Annotated in this window: 16 protein-coding genes; 5 read left to right on the plus strand and 11 right to left on the minus strand. The window is 41.0% G+C overall.

Translation table 11 applies throughout. The features are described 5' to 3' along the window. The 3 genes from U3A58_RS05655 to U3A58_RS05665 all read right to left on the minus strand — a co-directional run bounded on the left by U3A58_RS05655 (nt 1) and on the right by U3A58_RS05665 (nt 2,523). The gene (locus U3A58_RS05655) at nt 1–399 is read right to left on the minus strand and encodes a response regulator (protein ID WP_323822428.1); all 399 of its coding nucleotides are present in this window, start codon (nt 397–399) and stop codon (nt 1–3) included. A gap of 174 nt (nt 400–573) precedes the next feature. Further along, on the minus strand, nt 574–2,205 hold the full coding sequence (gene groL / locus U3A58_RS05660) for a chaperonin GroEL (protein WP_323822429.1): 1,632 nt from the start codon (nt 2,203–2,205) through the stop codon (nt 574–576). 39 nt (nt 2,206–2,244) lie between these two features. Beyond that, nucleotides 2,245–2,523 carry a co-chaperone GroES gene (locus U3A58_RS05665; protein ID WP_323822430.1) on the minus strand — a complete coding sequence of 93 codons (279 nt, stop codon included), beginning with the start codon at nt 2,521–2,523 and terminating at the stop codon, nt 2,245–2,247. A 214-nt stretch (nt 2,524–2,737) separates the two neighbouring features. Here U3A58_RS05665 and U3A58_RS05670 point away from each other — a divergent pair, with 214 nt between their 5' ends. Next, nucleotides 2,738–3,448 (plus strand): hypothetical protein, encoded by a 711-nt coding sequence (locus U3A58_RS05670; protein WP_323822431.1) that lies wholly within the window; start codon nt 2,738–2,740, stop codon nt 3,446–3,448. A 63-nt stretch (nt 3,449–3,511) separates the two neighbouring features. Here U3A58_RS05670 and secG read toward each other — a convergent pair whose 3' ends face one another. From secG to miaB, 5 genes are read right to left on the minus strand one after another with little or no spacing between them, the layout of a single operon-like run. Next, complete coding sequence (gene secG, locus U3A58_RS05675; RefSeq protein WP_323822433.1) at nt 3,512–3,877, minus strand: preprotein translocase subunit SecG; 366 nt, start codon at nt 3,875–3,877, stop codon at nt 3,512–3,514. 12 nt (nt 3,878–3,889) lie between these two features. Beyond that, nucleotides 3,890–5,278, minus strand: a complete 1,389-nt coding sequence (locus U3A58_RS05680; protein ID WP_323822434.1) for a hypothetical protein — start codon at nt 5,276–5,278, stop codon at nt 3,890–3,892. A gap of 33 nt (nt 5,279–5,311) precedes the next feature. After that, nucleotides 5,312–5,851 (minus strand): LptE family protein, encoded by a 540-nt coding sequence (gene lptE / locus U3A58_RS05685; protein WP_323822435.1) that lies wholly within the window; start codon nt 5,849–5,851, stop codon nt 5,312–5,314. After that, a complete protein-coding gene (locus U3A58_RS05690) occupies nt 5,835–7,124 on the minus strand; it encodes a sigma-54 interaction domain-containing protein (protein ID WP_323822436.1) in 1,290 nt (429 codons plus the stop codon). Before U3A58_RS05690 ends, lptE begins: the two co-directional genes overlap by 17 nt. After that, nucleotides 7,124–8,599 (minus strand): tRNA (N6-isopentenyl adenosine(37)-C2)-methylthiotransferase MiaB, encoded by a 1,476-nt coding sequence (gene miaB, locus U3A58_RS05695; protein WP_323822437.1) that lies wholly within the window; start codon nt 8,597–8,599, stop codon nt 7,124–7,126. The genes U3A58_RS05690 and miaB overlap by 1 nt, the downstream gene beginning before the upstream one ends. Before the next feature lie 178 nt (nt 8,600–8,777). Between miaB and U3A58_RS05700 the strand changes: the two genes are divergently transcribed. Beyond that, nucleotides 8,778–8,954, plus strand: coding sequence for a hypothetical protein (locus U3A58_RS05700; RefSeq protein WP_323822438.1), 177 nt, complete (start codon nt 8,778–8,780; stop codon nt 8,952–8,954). Nucleotides 8,955–9,236: 282 nt separating this feature from the next. Here U3A58_RS05700 and dinB read toward each other — a convergent pair whose 3' ends face one another. Genes dinB through U3A58_RS05715 form a run of 3 tightly spaced genes read right to left on the minus strand, consistent with a single transcriptional unit; the run spans nt 9,237 to nt 12,363 of the window. Beyond that, on the minus strand, nt 9,237–10,322 hold the full coding sequence (gene dinB / locus U3A58_RS05705; RefSeq protein ID WP_416377285.1) for a DNA polymerase IV: 1,086 nt from the start codon (nt 10,320–10,322) through the stop codon (nt 9,237–9,239). Nucleotides 10,323–10,329: 7 nt separating this feature from the next. After that, on the minus strand, nt 10,330–11,580 hold the full coding sequence (locus U3A58_RS05710; protein ID WP_323822440.1) for an anthranilate synthase component I family protein: 1,251 nt from the start codon (nt 11,578–11,580) through the stop codon (nt 10,330–10,332). 60 nt (nt 11,581–11,640) lie between these two features. Further along, on the minus strand, nt 11,641–12,363 hold the full coding sequence (locus tag U3A58_RS05715; RefSeq protein ID WP_323822441.1) for a YceI family protein: 723 nt from the start codon (nt 12,361–12,363) through the stop codon (nt 11,641–11,643). A gap of 135 nt (nt 12,364–12,498) precedes the next feature. Between U3A58_RS05715 and U3A58_RS05720 the strand changes: the two genes are divergently transcribed. From U3A58_RS05720 to U3A58_RS05730, 3 genes are all read left to right on the plus strand, one after another. Continuing rightward, the gene (locus U3A58_RS05720) at nt 12,499–13,011 is read left to right on the plus strand and encodes a gamma carbonic anhydrase family protein (protein WP_323822443.1); all 513 of its coding nucleotides are present in this window, start codon (nt 12,499–12,501) and stop codon (nt 13,009–13,011) included. Between the two features lie 305 nt (nt 13,012–13,316). Then, complete coding sequence (locus U3A58_RS05725; protein WP_323822444.1) at nt 13,317–13,832, plus strand: hypothetical protein; 516 nt, start codon at nt 13,317–13,319, stop codon at nt 13,830–13,832. 101 nt (nt 13,833–13,933) lie between these two features. Then, nucleotides 13,934–14,077 (plus strand): hypothetical protein, encoded by a 144-nt coding sequence (locus tag U3A58_RS05730; RefSeq protein ID WP_323822445.1) that lies wholly within the window; start codon nt 13,934–13,936, stop codon nt 14,075–14,077. Nucleotide 14,078 lies beyond the last annotated feature (1 nt).

The following is a 14,078-nucleotide window of genomic DNA, read 5'->3' on the forward strand; positions in this document are numbered from 1 at the left end:
TCAGAGTAAGTTTTGCTCGTATTTCTCCATCTGAATTCTTATTTTTTCTAAAGTCAGAGGTTTCTCCAGAAATCCGGAAACAATCTGATATCCTTGCGCTTTAAATCTATCCTGATAATCAATGGAGCTGGAAAGGATGACTATTTTATCCGACCGATTAGGGTGTAGCTCTTGGTATTTATCCAAAAATTCCCAGCCGTTTAAAACAGGCATATTTATATCTAAAAAAATAAGAAGTGATTGGTTTGGGTCAGAATCGTTGAGCTGGAGTAAAGCTTGCTCCCCTTCGAGGAACTCAACAATATTCCCCGCGATACCAACTTTCCCAAGTAGCCTTTTATTGATAAGGTTATTTATCGGGTCATCATCCACTAGAAAAATGGTGTCAAATTGGATCATTGAGAGATTTAGGGTTGAAAAAAGGAATTTTGACTCAGCCAAAATACAATTAATACTGATCCAAGAAAAAGGTTTAACTACCTTTTTTATTTTAAATCTATTGAACTACTCATATTCAGGCAATAAAAAAGGAGGCTCCTGGGAACCTCCTTTAGAAAGTATGGTGGGAGATGATTACATCATGCCGCCCATTCCTCCGCCGCCACCCATAGGAGGCATAGAAGGAGAATCTTCTTTCAAGTCAGCAACTACACACTCAGTAGTCAAAAGAAGCGCTGCGATAGATGCTGCGTTCTCAAGAGCGAGGCGAGTTACTTTAGTTGGATCGATTACACCTGCTTTGAATAAGTCTTCGTACACATCTGTTCTTGCATTGTAGCCATAGTTACCTGTGTTCTCTCTGATCTTGTTGATCACGACAGAAGGTTCACCACCAGCGTTTAATACGATAGTTCTCAATGGAGATTCTATTGCTTGTCTGATAATGTTGATACCAGTATCTTCATCTTCGTTAAGACCTTTAAGGTTATTAAGTGCCTCAGCAGCTCTTACAAGCGCTACGCCACCACCTACTACAACACCTTCTTGTACTGCTGCTCTAGTGGCATGAAGTGCATCATCTACACGGTCTTTTTTCTCTTTCATTTCTACCTCTGTAGCAGCACCGATATAAAGGATGGCCACTCCACCGGATAGTTTTGCTAGTCTTTCCTGCAATTTCTCTCTGTCGTAGTCAGAAGTAGTTTTGTCTATCTGAGCTTTGATTTCTGCGATTCTACCTTTGATAGCGGCTTTATCACCTGCACCATTTACTAGAGTAGTATTGTCTTTGTCAATATTGATTTTCTCAGATCTACCAAGCATATCAATAGTTGCGTTCTCTAGTTTGAAACCTCTTTCTTCAGAGATAACTGTGCCGCCAGTAAGGATCGCGATGTCTTCTAGCATTGCTTTTCTTCTGTCACCGAAACCTGGAGCTTTTACAGCAGCCACTTTCAGAGCACCTCTGATTTTGTTGACTACAAGCGTAGCTAGTGCTTCACCATCTACGTCTTCTGAGATGATTACTAATGGCTTACCTGACTGAGCTACTGGCTCAAGTACTGGAAGCAATTCCTTCATAGAAGAAATCTTTTTGTCGTAGATCAAGATGTAAGGCTGCTCAAGTTCAACCTCCATTTTCTCCGTGTTAGTTACGAAGTAAGGAGAAAGGTAACCTCTGTCAAACTGCATACCTTCTACAGTTCTTACTTCAGTTTCAGTACCTTTTGCTTCCTCTACAGTGATCACACCGTCTTTACCTACTTTGTCCATTGCGTTAGAAATCATGGTTCCGATTTCTTCGTCATTGTTGGCAGAAACAGTAGCTACTTGAGCGATTTCTTTAGAAGTAGAAATTTGCTTAGAGTCAGCTTGTAGTTGTTTAACCACTGCGGCTACAGCCTTGTCTATTCCTCTTTTAAGATCCATTGGGTTAGCTCCGGCAGCTACATTTTTGATACCTACACCGAAGATGGATTGTGCAAGGACAGTTGCAGTAGTAGTACCATCACCTGCATCATCAGCAGTTTTGGAAGCTACTTCTTTTACAAGCTGCGCACCCATATTTTCAATTGGCTCGGCCAATTCAATTTCTTTGGCAACAGACACACCATCTTTGGTGATTGTAGGTGCGCCGAATTTCTTATCAATGATCACATTACGTCCTTTAGGACCCAATGTTACTTTTACTGCATCTGCAAGCGCATCAACGCCTTTCTTCAGCTGATCTCTGGCACTTGTGTTGAAAAATAATTGCTTAGACATATTGTTTACTATTTTGAGTTAAAGATTAGGGATGATTTATTAAAGGATTGCAAAGATGTCAGACTCTCTCATGATGAGATAGTCATTACCTTCTACGTTCAGCTCAGTACCGGAATATTTACCGTACAATACTGTATCGCCAACTTTAACAGTTAAAGGCTCATCTTTTTTGCCATCTCCTACTGCTACTACAGTTCCTTTTTGTGGCTTCTCTTTAGCGGTATCTGGGATGTATAGTCCAGAAGCTGTTTTCTCTTCAGCTGCAGCAGGTTGTACCAAAACTCTGTCTGCAAGAGGTTTGATGTTCACATTTGACATAATATAAATTCGTTTAAGGTTAGTTTAAAATATACTTGCCTAATAGCACTTCTTGTGCCAAGGAAGGAATAATGGCAAAGGCTGACAAATCGGCTGTTAATGCTTAGAAAATGATGGCGAAAGGCTGTTTTTTTTGGCATGACAGCCTGCCATTTTTGCTAGCATCGCTTCAGAATTGTCAGAAATTCGTAATTTATAGTCAAACCTTTTTCTTATGACCTCACTACCTAAAAACTGGATTACCGAAGGCCTTATAGATTTCGAGTATAAAAAGTATCAGTTGCTGGCCTATCTGCAGGAAACTAACAAGCATTTCAATGAGATGAAGCTTTATCCTGTTCTGTCCGAATTGATAGATCATTACCGCGATTTGGAGGAATTGAAGTCTGGTAAGACGGAGCTTACTAAGCTTTTTCCAAAGACGCTGGATTCTATTGACTTTCAAAAAGGAAAGTTGAACTACCTATCCAAGGTAAGTGAGGATGGAGTCATGAAAGAGCTTACTATGATTACTGAATTTGCAATACCAAAATTGGTTGCACAGATCGAAGAAGGCAGAACGATTTACGATTATGTGGAAGATCAGTTAGAATTTGAACCTGTGGGAATTGTTCCGATCTATAATCAAGAAGGCTATATCTTGATGTCCAGGGATAAAAAAAAGGATATTCATGCCTTTCGCTATAGATCAAGTTTGCTGCATTTTGCGGGTGAAAAATTCCGTAGCATCAGCATGTGGCTGGTTGGGGTTTTCCAGCGCAGCATAGTAAATACCCTAGAAAGAATCAAAATGGATTTGATCCGAGAGATCAAGGAACTGCCAAACCCTGCCACTTGGAGAATTCATAGCCAGCAAGAATTTCCCATCGAAGAAACACTGGTTCCTATCAGTAAGCGACTTTTGCTGAAGTCTGTATCGGGATAAGTCTATAAACAAGAAAAGTCTGCCCTTTGCGGAGCAGACTTAAAATAATTTAGCGATATTTTCTTAGTTTCCTGAAGTTGTATCAGGTTCAGCAGAAGTTTCTTCACTAGCTGCAGGAAGCAAGCTTTCGCTTTCCCCAAAAGTAGGAGCTACCACTTGCTGTTTGGCATTCTCAATATTTGGAGATGAAAATTGATTAGACTGCGCTCCAGTGTAGAAAGCAGAAGATGCCAAAGAAAGTGTAAGGATAGAAATTGCCAGTACCCAAGTAGCTTTTTCAAGTACATTTCCGGTACGGGTCACTCCCATGATTTGAGAAGCACTGCCACCGAATGCTGCGCCCACCCCACCTTTAGAGTTCTGGCCTAGGATCACTAAGATGAGCAAGACAGCTAAAATCAGAATAATTGTAATCAATAAAGTAAACATATAATGTGGGTGTTAATCTTTCAGTTTTTCAATCAAGTCCGCAAAGTAAGCCCTTTTATCTGGAAACTTCAATACCAACTTCTCATAAATTTCCTTGGCCAATTGCTTCTTACCTTGTTTGGCAAGAATATTCGCGTACGACTCTGATATCAAGTTATCATTGATCCGGGTGCTGGCAGCTGCCAGATTTTCGGTATTCTGATTTGCTTCTATCTCTTTGATCGTCGCTAGCTTTATGTCTTTTTTGCTAAAAGCTTTGATCAGGTCTATCTGCTCCTTCTTTTTCTCGTCCACAATCACCCTTTTTTCCTTTCTTTTGATGGTTTCAATCAGATCATCCTTCGGAGGTTTTCTTCTCTGCGGTTTTGGTTTAACAGATTCGGACTTGGCTTCTACCTTATTCTCCTCCTCAGAGGGTCCAAGTTTTTCTTCAACTTTACTTTCAGAATTACGAAGCGATTCTTTTGGGATGCTGACGAACTCTTCCGGCTTTTCTATCAGAGTTCTAAGCCATGTTCTATCCGGACTTGTGATCGCGGCGTATGCTAGTGCTGGAGGATTACCTTTTCCATCCTTTAGATATTCGTAACGTGCTGTGAGCACATGTGGAATTTGAAAGTAAGGGAAATTCTCCTGCACCTTTTGCAACTGCTGGATCTCACTTCGATCTAAGGAAGCTGCTTTTTGGATTATTTCTAAAAATTGGACTGCGTTCACGTGAATATTTCTTTTGGCTTGAATATAGTTAAAATCCGAGTTAGCGACTGAGGATGTGAAGATATCTTGAATGATAGTGAAAATCTCATCTATCAACTCATTTTCCATATCCAGGAAAGTAGTAGTTATTGGATCGTAATCCTTGAAAAACGTGAAGGGTCTTTTTAGAGTTTCCTTTTCGTTTGTTGGGTTGATATATTCCACATCAATAACAATAGTTAAGCGCATGGTGGCTGCACTCAGATTGTATTTAATCTGGGTGCAGCCTGTAGCAAGGTTCCCAGCATTCTGTTTTGCTTCGATCTCCTTGATCGATTCAAGTTTGATCTTTTTTTTGCTAATTCCTTTGATAAGGTCTATAGGTTTATTCTCCTCCTCCTTGACAATTTTCCTCTTCTCTTCTCCTTGAATAGTCTCGATCAAATCATCTTTAGGTGCGACAGCTTTTCCCCCCTTCTTTTCTATCAGCTTTTTCAGCCAAATTCTATCTGGACTTGTGATCGCTGCATAGGCTAGAGCGGAAGTTTTTTTACTATCATCATTCTGATATTCATAGCGTGCTTTGAGGATATATGGAATTTGAAAGTAAGGGAAATTTTCCTGCACCATCTGTAACTGCAGTATCTCACTGTAATCTAAAGAATCGGTTTTTTGGATAATATCTAAAAATTGGACTGCGTTCAAGGGAATATTTCTTATGGTTTGAATATAAGAAAATTACCAGTTAGCGACTGTAGCTGTGAAGATATCTTGAATGATATTAGTGAAAATCTCATCTACCAGCTCACTTTCCACGTCCAAAAAGGTAGTGGTCCTTGGATTGTAATCTTTGAAAAAGGTGAATCCTCTTTTTAGATTTTCCTCCTCGTTTGTCGTGTTGATGTATTCTACGTCCACGAATATGGTCAAACGCATAGTGCCCGCACGATCCGGGAGATTAGGATCACTGCTTGACACAGCTGCCTGCGGTGTCACTGTATAGCGGGTGATTGCTCCCATAAACTGCAGGTTACCATTCGATCTCACTAGCTCTAGCTGAGTGTTTCTCTGGTAATACTCTTTCAGGGCTTCCGTGAATCTCTGTTCTATATTCGCAGGCCCTCCTCCGGAATCATTGAAGAAATTATCAACAGTAAATGTCTTCACTAGGTTGTAATCGATATTTGTACCCGTAAAGCTGTATTTGACTGAACAGCTTTGGAAAAGGAAAAAGACCAGTCCTAGTGCAAAGAGCTTGTTCTTATTGGTCAATTTCATATTGTTTAATCTTTCTATATAGCGTTCGTTCTGAGATACCCAGATCGCTTGCCGCGTATTTCCTCTTATTATTATGCTTGCGCAAAGCTCTGAGAATCATTTCTTTTTCTTTCTTTTCCAGTGAAAGTGAATTATCATCTTCCTCATCTATAATATCCTCAAAGACATCATCTTCATAATCATCGTCATTTGATGAGTTAGATTTTTGAGAATCGATCACTAAAGGAACGTAACTAGGATTGGATTCAGTACTTTCTTTGCTGCCAAATCCACTATCCATATCTTCGAAAAGTCCCTGATGCTTTTGGATAATGTTAGAATTTAACCCGCCATTTTGATAGGTCTCCAGCACAAGTTTTTTCAACTCAGTCATGTCCTTTTTCATGTCAAACAGTACTTTGTACAGCAAATCTCTCTCGGAGAAATCTGATGTGTCACTGTTTTTTGACAGACTAGGAAGGGTCATCGGTAGACGATAATTGTCTGATGGCAGGTATTTTGCCAGGGTTGCAGCATCTACTTCCCGCTCATTTTCCAAGAGAGAAATTTGCTCTGCTATATTTTTCAGCTGACGAATATTGCCCGGAAAGGAATAACGCATCAAAGCTGCCTGAGCCTCAATATCCAAAGAAATAGGGCGAACATGGTATTTTTCTGAAAAGTCCGAGGTGAATTTTCTGAATAGTAAAACCACATCTTCTCCACGCTCCCGCAGTGGGGGTACAAAAATCGGAACGGTATTCAATCTATAGTAAAGGTCTTCTCTAAACTTGCCTTTTTCTACTGCTTTGAGAAGTTTGACATTGGTAGCAGTGATTACGCGGACATTGGTTTTTAGGACTTTTGAAGAACCTACTTTGATGAATTCTCCATTTTCCAGCACCCGAAGTAGCCTAGACTGAGTACCCAAAGGCAATTCTCCTATTTCATCCAGGAAGATCGATCCTCCATCTGTTACTTCGAAATATCCCTTTCTGGCTTCGTGAGCTCCGGTGAAAGAGCCTTTCTCATGACCGAAAAGCTCGGAATCAATCGTTCCTTCGGGGATAGCTCCACAGTTGATAGCTATGAATTTGCCATGCTTGCGAGGGCTGAGGGAGTGAATGATTTTCGAAAAACTCTCCTTACCACTGCCACTTTCCCCTGTGATCAGCACTGTCATATCGGTAGGAGACGCTTGCATTGCCACCTGAATTGCATGATTCAAAAGTGGACTATTGCCAATGATCCCGAAGCGCTGTTTGACGGTTTGAATTTCCGGATTTGTAATCATCAATGTTTCGGGTTTATTTCAATAACTTCACCAAATAGCGTTGCCGGAGTGCAATCGGTGATTTTAACCTTTAAGTAATCGCCTTTACCGTAGTTTCCTGCAGGTACGATCACTACTTTGTTTGCTGAATTTCTGCCTTTGAAGTCGTCTGCTGATTTCTTGGAAGCTCCTTCGACAAGCATTATCTGCTCTTTTCCTAGGTCAAGTTTATTTCTCTCTAGAGAAGTTGCACTTTGTTTTTTAATCACCTCAGCCAGTCTTCGTTTTTTCACTTCCAAAGGAATATCATCTGCATATTTCTTTGCAGCCAAAGTTCCAGGTCTCTCGGAATAGAAAAACATGTAAGAAAAATCGAATTTCACGATGTCCATTAAGGAAAGCGTGTCTTGGTGCTCGTCCTCTGATTCGCTGCAAAATCCAGTGATCATATCAGAAGAAATTCCGCATTCTTCGCCAAGAATCTCTCTGATTTTGGAAACGCGCTCCAAGTACCATTCCCGGTCATAGGTTCTATTCATCATTTCCAATACGCGGGAATTCCCACTTTGTGCGGGTAAATGGATGTATTTGCAGATATTATCGTACTTCTTCATCGTGTACAGGACCTCATCTGTGATGTCCTTGGGATGGGATGTAGAGAAGCGCACACGTAGGCTCGGATCTACCAAGGCAACCTTTTCCAATAAGTTGGCGAAATTGACCACAGTGGTCACTTTCTCTTCCTTTTTGTTCAGTCTGGCTTTGTTGTTCTCTTCAGGAGACCATTTGTAGCTATCTACATTTTGACCGAGCAGCGTCACTTCCTTGTATCCTTTGGAGAAAAGATCCTTAGCCTCTTCGATAATGGAGTAAGGATCACGGCTTCTTTCTCTTCCTCGGGTAAAAGGCACTACGCAGAAAGAGCACATATTGTCACAGCCACGCATGATGGAAATGAATGCCGATACACCGTTGGAATTCAGTCGTACAGGTGAGATATCTGCGTAAGTTTCCTCACGGGAAAGAAAAGTATTTACAGCTTTCTGTCCGTCTTCAGCTACTGAGAGCAGATTTGGAAGATCACGGTAAGCATCCGGCCCCACGACGATATCTACTAATTTTTCTTCTTCAAGTAGTTTTTCTTTCAGTCGCTCAGCCATGCAGCCCAGCACCCCAATCGTCATTTCAGGCTTGTTTCTTTTGGCTCTGTTGAAATCAGTGAGGCGTTTTCGTACAGTCTGTTCTGCTTTTTCCCGGATGGAGCAGGTATTGAGAAAAATCACATCGGCCTGATAAAAATCAGATGTTGTGTCAAACCCACCATCTTTCATAATAGATGCTACAATCTCTGAATCAGCGAAATTCATGGCGCAACCGTAACTCTCGATGTAAAGTTTTCTGGTTTTGCCGGTGTTTTCATCCACAGTGGTTTTAAAGTCGCAAGCTTGTGCTTCTTCTGCTGGGATGATATCAATGTCTGCAATTAAATTATTCATGTAACTTCTTCTTTCCTTTTTACAGATGGCGAAATTACGAAAATGCGGACAAAATGGCAGAAAGTGGGATTCTTTTATTTGTTAAAACTCCTAGTGTTCATTGTCGGGAGAGGTAGCCCAAATTGATTTCCGCCTCTTATTCCTTAATGACAATAGGTTTATTTACATGAAATAGAGCATGTCGCAGGCGACACACAGTGGGATGATTATCTACCATGCGAGATTCTCCCGATCCGCCGCGGCGGACGGGACAGGCTATCCCGTTTCCTTCGTCACGGGACAGGTTATGACCATTGAAAATCAAAATAAAACAGATGAAATACCCATGAGGAGCGGACGACACACAGGGGGATGATTATATCCCGGCAAACACCGCATCAGCAGATTTGCTTGTTGTTATGGCGCGCTGGGGTGACGCAGCAGCGAGCCAGGCGGCTGGATTGCGGGGGGAAGCTTTGCTGGCGTCTTGACTTTTTGGTTCTTTTGCGTCAAGGCAAAAGAACAGAGAAATCAAGCATGACTCAAGCGTCACACAAGAGGATATTTAATAACCACAGTATACTCACGCGACTATTTCTCTAAAAGGGCTAAAAAATTTAACTTATAAACACATGAAATAGTGGGAGATAAGTGCTTCTTATCCTACATAAGGAATTTTTAGTTGCTCCCCAAAGTGAACTTGTTCCTCAGTAATGTTGAGATTGGATATGCCCAGTCCCAATAATCGAATTGAGTTGCTGAAGGGTTCTTGAGCTAAAAGTTCCTGAGCTATACCCCAAATATGTTCTTCATCAGGATATTGCTCCTGAGTTTTACTCCGGGTTTGTTGGGTGAAATCTGAGAATTTGATTTTCAAGGTGACTGTACGGCCTTTGATCCCAGATCTCTTAATCCGCTTGATCAATTCATCACAGATTGGTTTTAAGGAAGAAAGTAGGTCCTCCATAGCCAAGAGGTCTTTTTCAAAAGTGTTTTCTGCACTGATAGATTTTCGGATACGATGTGGCTGCACTTCCGAGAGGTGAATTCCCCGGACTATATTAAAAAAATGAATGCCTGATTTACCAAACTTCCGTGTGAGGTATTGAAGTGAAAACTGCTTCAGGTCTTTTCCGCTATGAATTCCCAGACCACTCATTTTCTCTGCCGTTACTTTGCCGATTCCAAAGAATTTTTTGATGGGCAATTTTTCCAAAAAAGCTTCCGCCTCTTCAGGAAGTATCACCGCCTGACCATTAGGCTTGTTCAGATCAGAGGCTATTTTTGCCAGAAATTTATTGTATGAAACTCCCGCAGAGGCATTTAACCCAGTACGCTCTTTGATTTTCTGACGGATTTGCTTGGCTATCAAAATTGCAGATTTCAAGCCCTTCTTATTTTCTGTCACATCCATAAATGCCTCATCCAGAGACAGCGGCTCCACCAAGTCAGTGTATTCGTAGAAAATCTCCCGGATTTGACTAGAAATCTCCTTGTAGCGATCAAATCTTGCTGGTGCGAAAATAAGTTGTGGACACTTCCGCGCCGCCAAAACCGACGGCATAGCAGAATAAACACCAAATTTCCTTGCTTCATAACTGGCAGCAGCCACTACGCCTCTAGCAGCATTTCCGCCTACTACCAGCGGTTTTCCCCGCCATTCGGGATGGTCAAGCTGCTCCACAGATGCATAAAAAGCGTCCATATCCACATGGATGATTTTCCGGAATGGGAGGACTGATATGTCTTTTTTATTTTCCACTGAGCACTTCTAGAATAGCCTGAGCTTTGAGACTGCATTCCTCATATTCCTGAACTGCAACAGCATCGAAAGTAATGGCGCTGCCCACTCCGAAATAGAGTTTTTTTACTTCCAGGTCGGCAATAATGCTGCGGATGATCACTGAGAAATCAAAGTCTCCATTTTCTTCAATCACTCCAAAAGCACCTGAAAACCATCCTCTCTTGAAGCTTTCTAGTTCTTCTATAATTTCCATCGTACGGATTTTCGGAGCTCCTGTCATGCTTCCCATCGGGAATGAAGCTTGGATAATTTTAGATAAGCTTACATCTTCCTTCAAGTCTGAAATTACCGTGCTGATCATCTGAAAGACTCGGGGTAGGGGATAGATACCAAAGAGTTCCTTGACTTCCACCGAGCTGGTTTTTGAGACCTTAGAAAGGTCATTTCGCATCAGGTCAGTAATCATTAAGTTCTCAGCTTGCTCTTTTTCACTCCTGGCCAGCGTTTCTCTGTTGATCGCATCTTCGGCCAAGGATTTCCCCCGTTTTTTGGTTCCTTTTATCGGTTGTGCTATGATTTTCGATCCAGTTCTTTTCAGATAGCGCTCTGGAGAAGCCGAAACCAACCAATGAGATTTTGCTTTGAATAAGGATGAAAACGGCATGGGCGAAAGCTTGTTCAGGTTGAAATAAGCTGTAACAGGATCCCAGGAATCAAAGGACCCTAAATAGGCTTGACAAAAGTTGCTTTCGTAGGTATTTCCTTCAATTATGTGGTTCTGGATTGTATTTACTGTTTTTATGTAATCCTCGCGGGAAATTTGTGCTGTTACAACGCAGCCTGTCATAGGTGAGCTTGGGAGTTCTGTTTTTTCTATTTCATCCCAAAAATGCAAACTTAATTCACTTGGTGAATGGATTTCATTTTGACGAAATTCTATGGAAAGTTCAGGTTTGAAAAAGCATAGTTCTGGTAGATCAAAAAAAGCCGGGTTATTGCTTTGGAGCTTTTCCAACCGATTTTTGAAGTCATAGCCGATGATTCCGACTTTTTTGAAGTTGGTAGCTTTGCTCCAGATTTCATTCTCTGGTACTTGACTATTCCCCGCAAAAAACTGTGTGGCAAATGATTCCTCTGGATATTCATGGCCATTCCCACTCGTATAGGCAAAAAAGTCAAAATGCTTGTCAGCCCAGCGACATAATTTTTCGATCCAAATTGGATCTGCAATAGGGTAAATGAAGGAAGTGCTTATCATTGGTAGCACAAAAAAAGAGGAATCCTGTTAGAATTCCTCTTTTCAATGAGTTTGTTATGATTAATTGGCTTTCACGTCCAATACCAAACCTACGCTGTTGTAAACGAATTTGTCTTTTGCTTTGTCAGCTACAGTTGCTTCGTCCCCATAAGAAAGTCCCCAATCAGTTCTATCGATATTGAATCCAGCTTTCGCTGTTACAGCCTCGTCAGCTACATTGATAGTCGCGGGGAACTTAATGTTTTTGGTAGTTCCTCTCATAGTTAAGTTACCACTTACCCAATAATTAGGAGCTTCAGGAGCTAATTCACTGTTTGCTGTTGGTGTGTTTTCAGAAGCAAATTGCTCCTCGTCAGTTATCACATCTTCTGCAGTGAAAGGTTCGACTGCGGTGATTTCGAAAGTTGCAGTTGGATGGTTTGCTGCATCGAAGAAATCATCTGACTGCAAATGTGTCTGCAATTTGCCATGCATCTCTGTACCTACTTCCATATCATGTATTTCAAGTGCAGTGATGTCAAAAGTAAATGAACCACCAGTTACTTCTGTACCATTTACAGTGACAGTACCTGTGGTAGCTGGGATTATCCCACGATGTTGTCCAGTAGGTTTGTAACCCATCCAAGCTATGTTTGAATCTTCTGGATGCAATGTAAGAGTAGTTCCTTCTGCTTGGGATACTTCCTGTGCTTCTGTGGCTTCTACCGTTTCTGCCGGTTTGCTACAAGCAAAGGCCATAAGTGCGGCTGCTAGAATAAAGCCTGTTTGTGTGATAGTTTTCATTGTGATAAGTTTGGTTCGAATTTAGATGTATATACATGTAAACTCAAATTCTGGTAAAAAGTTCATTACTCGTCAGAAAAAGTGAAACTTTGTCTTGAATAGCCGAATAAGTGAGACACAAATAGTTTAGTAAATATGGCATTGCTACTTGAAGTAAATGGAAAAAACCCTGCATTTGGAGAGAGTTGTTGGTTAGCACCTAATTCCACTGTAGTTGGTGACGTCGTACTAGGGAATAACTGTACGGTGTGGTTTAATGCAGTAATTCGTGGGGACGTTAATGAAATCCGAATTGGTAATGAGACCAATATTCAAGATGGTGCAGTAATCCATTGTAGCTACCAAAAGGCTGGAACATATATTGGAAACCAAGTTTCCATTGCGCACAATGCTGTAGTACACGGATGCACGATTTACGATCGAGTATTGATAGGTATGGGAGCAATAGTAATGGATGGTGCGGTGGTTCACTCCGGAGCGGTGATCGCTGCTGGGGCAGTAGTCTTGGCTAATACTATCGTGGAAGCTAACTCGATTTATGCTGGGATACCTGCCAAAAAAGTGAAGGATACTGGAGCTGCCATGGATGAAGTCATCACAAGAACAGCCAAAAACTATCCTATGTATGCGAGTTGGTTCACAACCTAATTCTGGGCTCTTTCGTAGAGAAAGATCAGTTTGAATTTTAATGGTCAGCTAGAATCGCCGAAGTAAAATCACAATCATTTTTGTCAGATTATTTTAATGAAATCGATCATGATTCAAGGCTCACACACTGAGATGATTATCTACCATGCGAGATTCCATCCCGTTTCCTTCGTCACGGGACAGGTTGTGGCCAATAAAAATCAATTGTAATCACATGAAATCGAGCATGACTCAAGCGACACACACTGGGATGCTTATCCGTAATGCGAGATTCCATGTGGTCTTTGAAAAACAATTATAAACACATGAAAGCTATTTTTAAAATACTGGACAAGCCTTTAAGTTTGGTAGTACTGTTCGTGTTATTTGTTCTATTTAATTTCCTTCTCAACCGCTTCATGCCTACGGATCTAGCATTGGATCTGCGTTTTGCGTATTCAGGGAGTGAAGGAATTCGGGTCATAAAAAGCATGTCGGCCAGTATACGCGAGAGATATTTGATGGGTATTTGGGTACTTGATACACCTTATATGCTTGTTTACTTATTGCTGTTGAGTGGGTTAATAAGTAAAATTTGGAAGCAAAAAAAGTTTCTTGTTTTACCCTTTGCTATCGTATGCTTAGATTTTTTTGAAAATCTAATGGTTTCAGGTTTATTATTAAGTTATCCTTCTGAGCGTTTGATTTTAGGATACCTTGCTTCATTTTTCACCACATCCAAATGGTTAAGTGTAGGGATTTGTGTGGTTTTCATTCTGGCAGGTTTGATTAGGAATTATATTCTTAAAAATGAGCGGGATCTACATTTAAAAAGGAAATAGTCTGAATTTTTATTAATTAGCTAACATCCCTTTCTTTTCTTTTCAGGAAATTTTGACTAGTATTTGAAAGTGAGAGAAAACCTCTGATTTTTCACTCTTTGTTGAAATCGAGCATGACTCAAGCGTCACACAGATGGATGATTATCAGCCTTGCGAGATTCTCCCGATCCGCCGCGGCGGGCGGGACAGGCTATCCCGTTTCCTTCGTCACGGGACAGGTTATGACCTTTGAAAATCAATTATAAA

Origin of the sequence: Algoriphagus persicinus (assembly GCF_035156415.1) — a bacterium.
Lineage (GTDB): Bacteria > Bacteroidota > Bacteroidia > Cytophagales > Cyclobacteriaceae > Algoriphagus > Algoriphagus persicinus.

What these genes read in the sequence shown, in the direction of transcription:
- U3A58_RS05665 (WP_323822430.1), bottom strand. Translation starts at nt 2,523, where the DNA reads ATGTCAAATGTGAACATCAAACCTCTTGCAGACAGAGTTTTGGTACAA.
- miaB (WP_323822437.1), bottom strand. Translation starts at nt 8,599, where the DNA reads ATGAATAATTTAATTGCAGACATTGATATCATCCCAGCAGAAGAAGCA.
- lptE (WP_323822435.1), bottom strand. Translation starts at nt 5,851, where the DNA reads ATGAAATTGACCAATAAGAACAAGCTCTTTGCACTAGGACTGGTCTTT.
- U3A58_RS05690 (WP_323822436.1), bottom strand. Translation starts at nt 7,124, where the DNA reads ATGATTACAAATCCGGAAATTCAAACCGTCAAACAGCGCTTCGGGATC.
- U3A58_RS05725 (WP_323822444.1), top strand. Translation starts at nt 13,317, where the DNA reads ATGAAAGCTATTTTTAAAATACTGGACAAGCCTTTAAGTTTGGTAGTA.
- U3A58_RS05720 (WP_323822443.1), top strand. Translation starts at nt 12,499, where the DNA reads ATGGCATTGCTACTTGAAGTAAATGGAAAAAACCCTGCATTTGGAGAG.
- U3A58_RS05700 (WP_323822438.1), top strand. Translation starts at nt 8,778, where the DNA reads ATGTCGCAGGCGACACACAGTGGGATGATTATCTACCATGCGAGATTC.
- groL (WP_323822429.1), bottom strand. Translation starts at nt 2,205, where the DNA reads ATGTCTAAGCAATTATTTTTCAACACAAGTGCCAGAGATCAGCTGAAG.
- U3A58_RS05670 (WP_323822431.1), top strand. Translation starts at nt 2,738, where the DNA reads ATGACCTCACTACCTAAAAACTGGATTACCGAAGGCCTTATAGATTTC.
- U3A58_RS05710 (WP_323822440.1), bottom strand. Translation starts at nt 11,580, where the DNA reads ATGATAAGCACTTCCTTCATTTACCCTATTGCAGATCCAATTTGGATC.
- U3A58_RS05715 (WP_323822441.1), bottom strand. Translation starts at nt 12,363, where the DNA reads ATGAAAACTATCACACAAACAGGCTTTATTCTAGCAGCCGCACTTATG.
- secG (WP_323822433.1), bottom strand. Translation starts at nt 3,877, where the DNA reads ATGTTTACTTTATTGATTACAATTATTCTGATTTTAGCTGTCTTGCTC.
- U3A58_RS05655 (WP_323822428.1), bottom strand. Translation starts at nt 399, where the DNA reads ATGATCCAATTTGACACCATTTTTCTAGTGGATGATGACCCGATAAAT.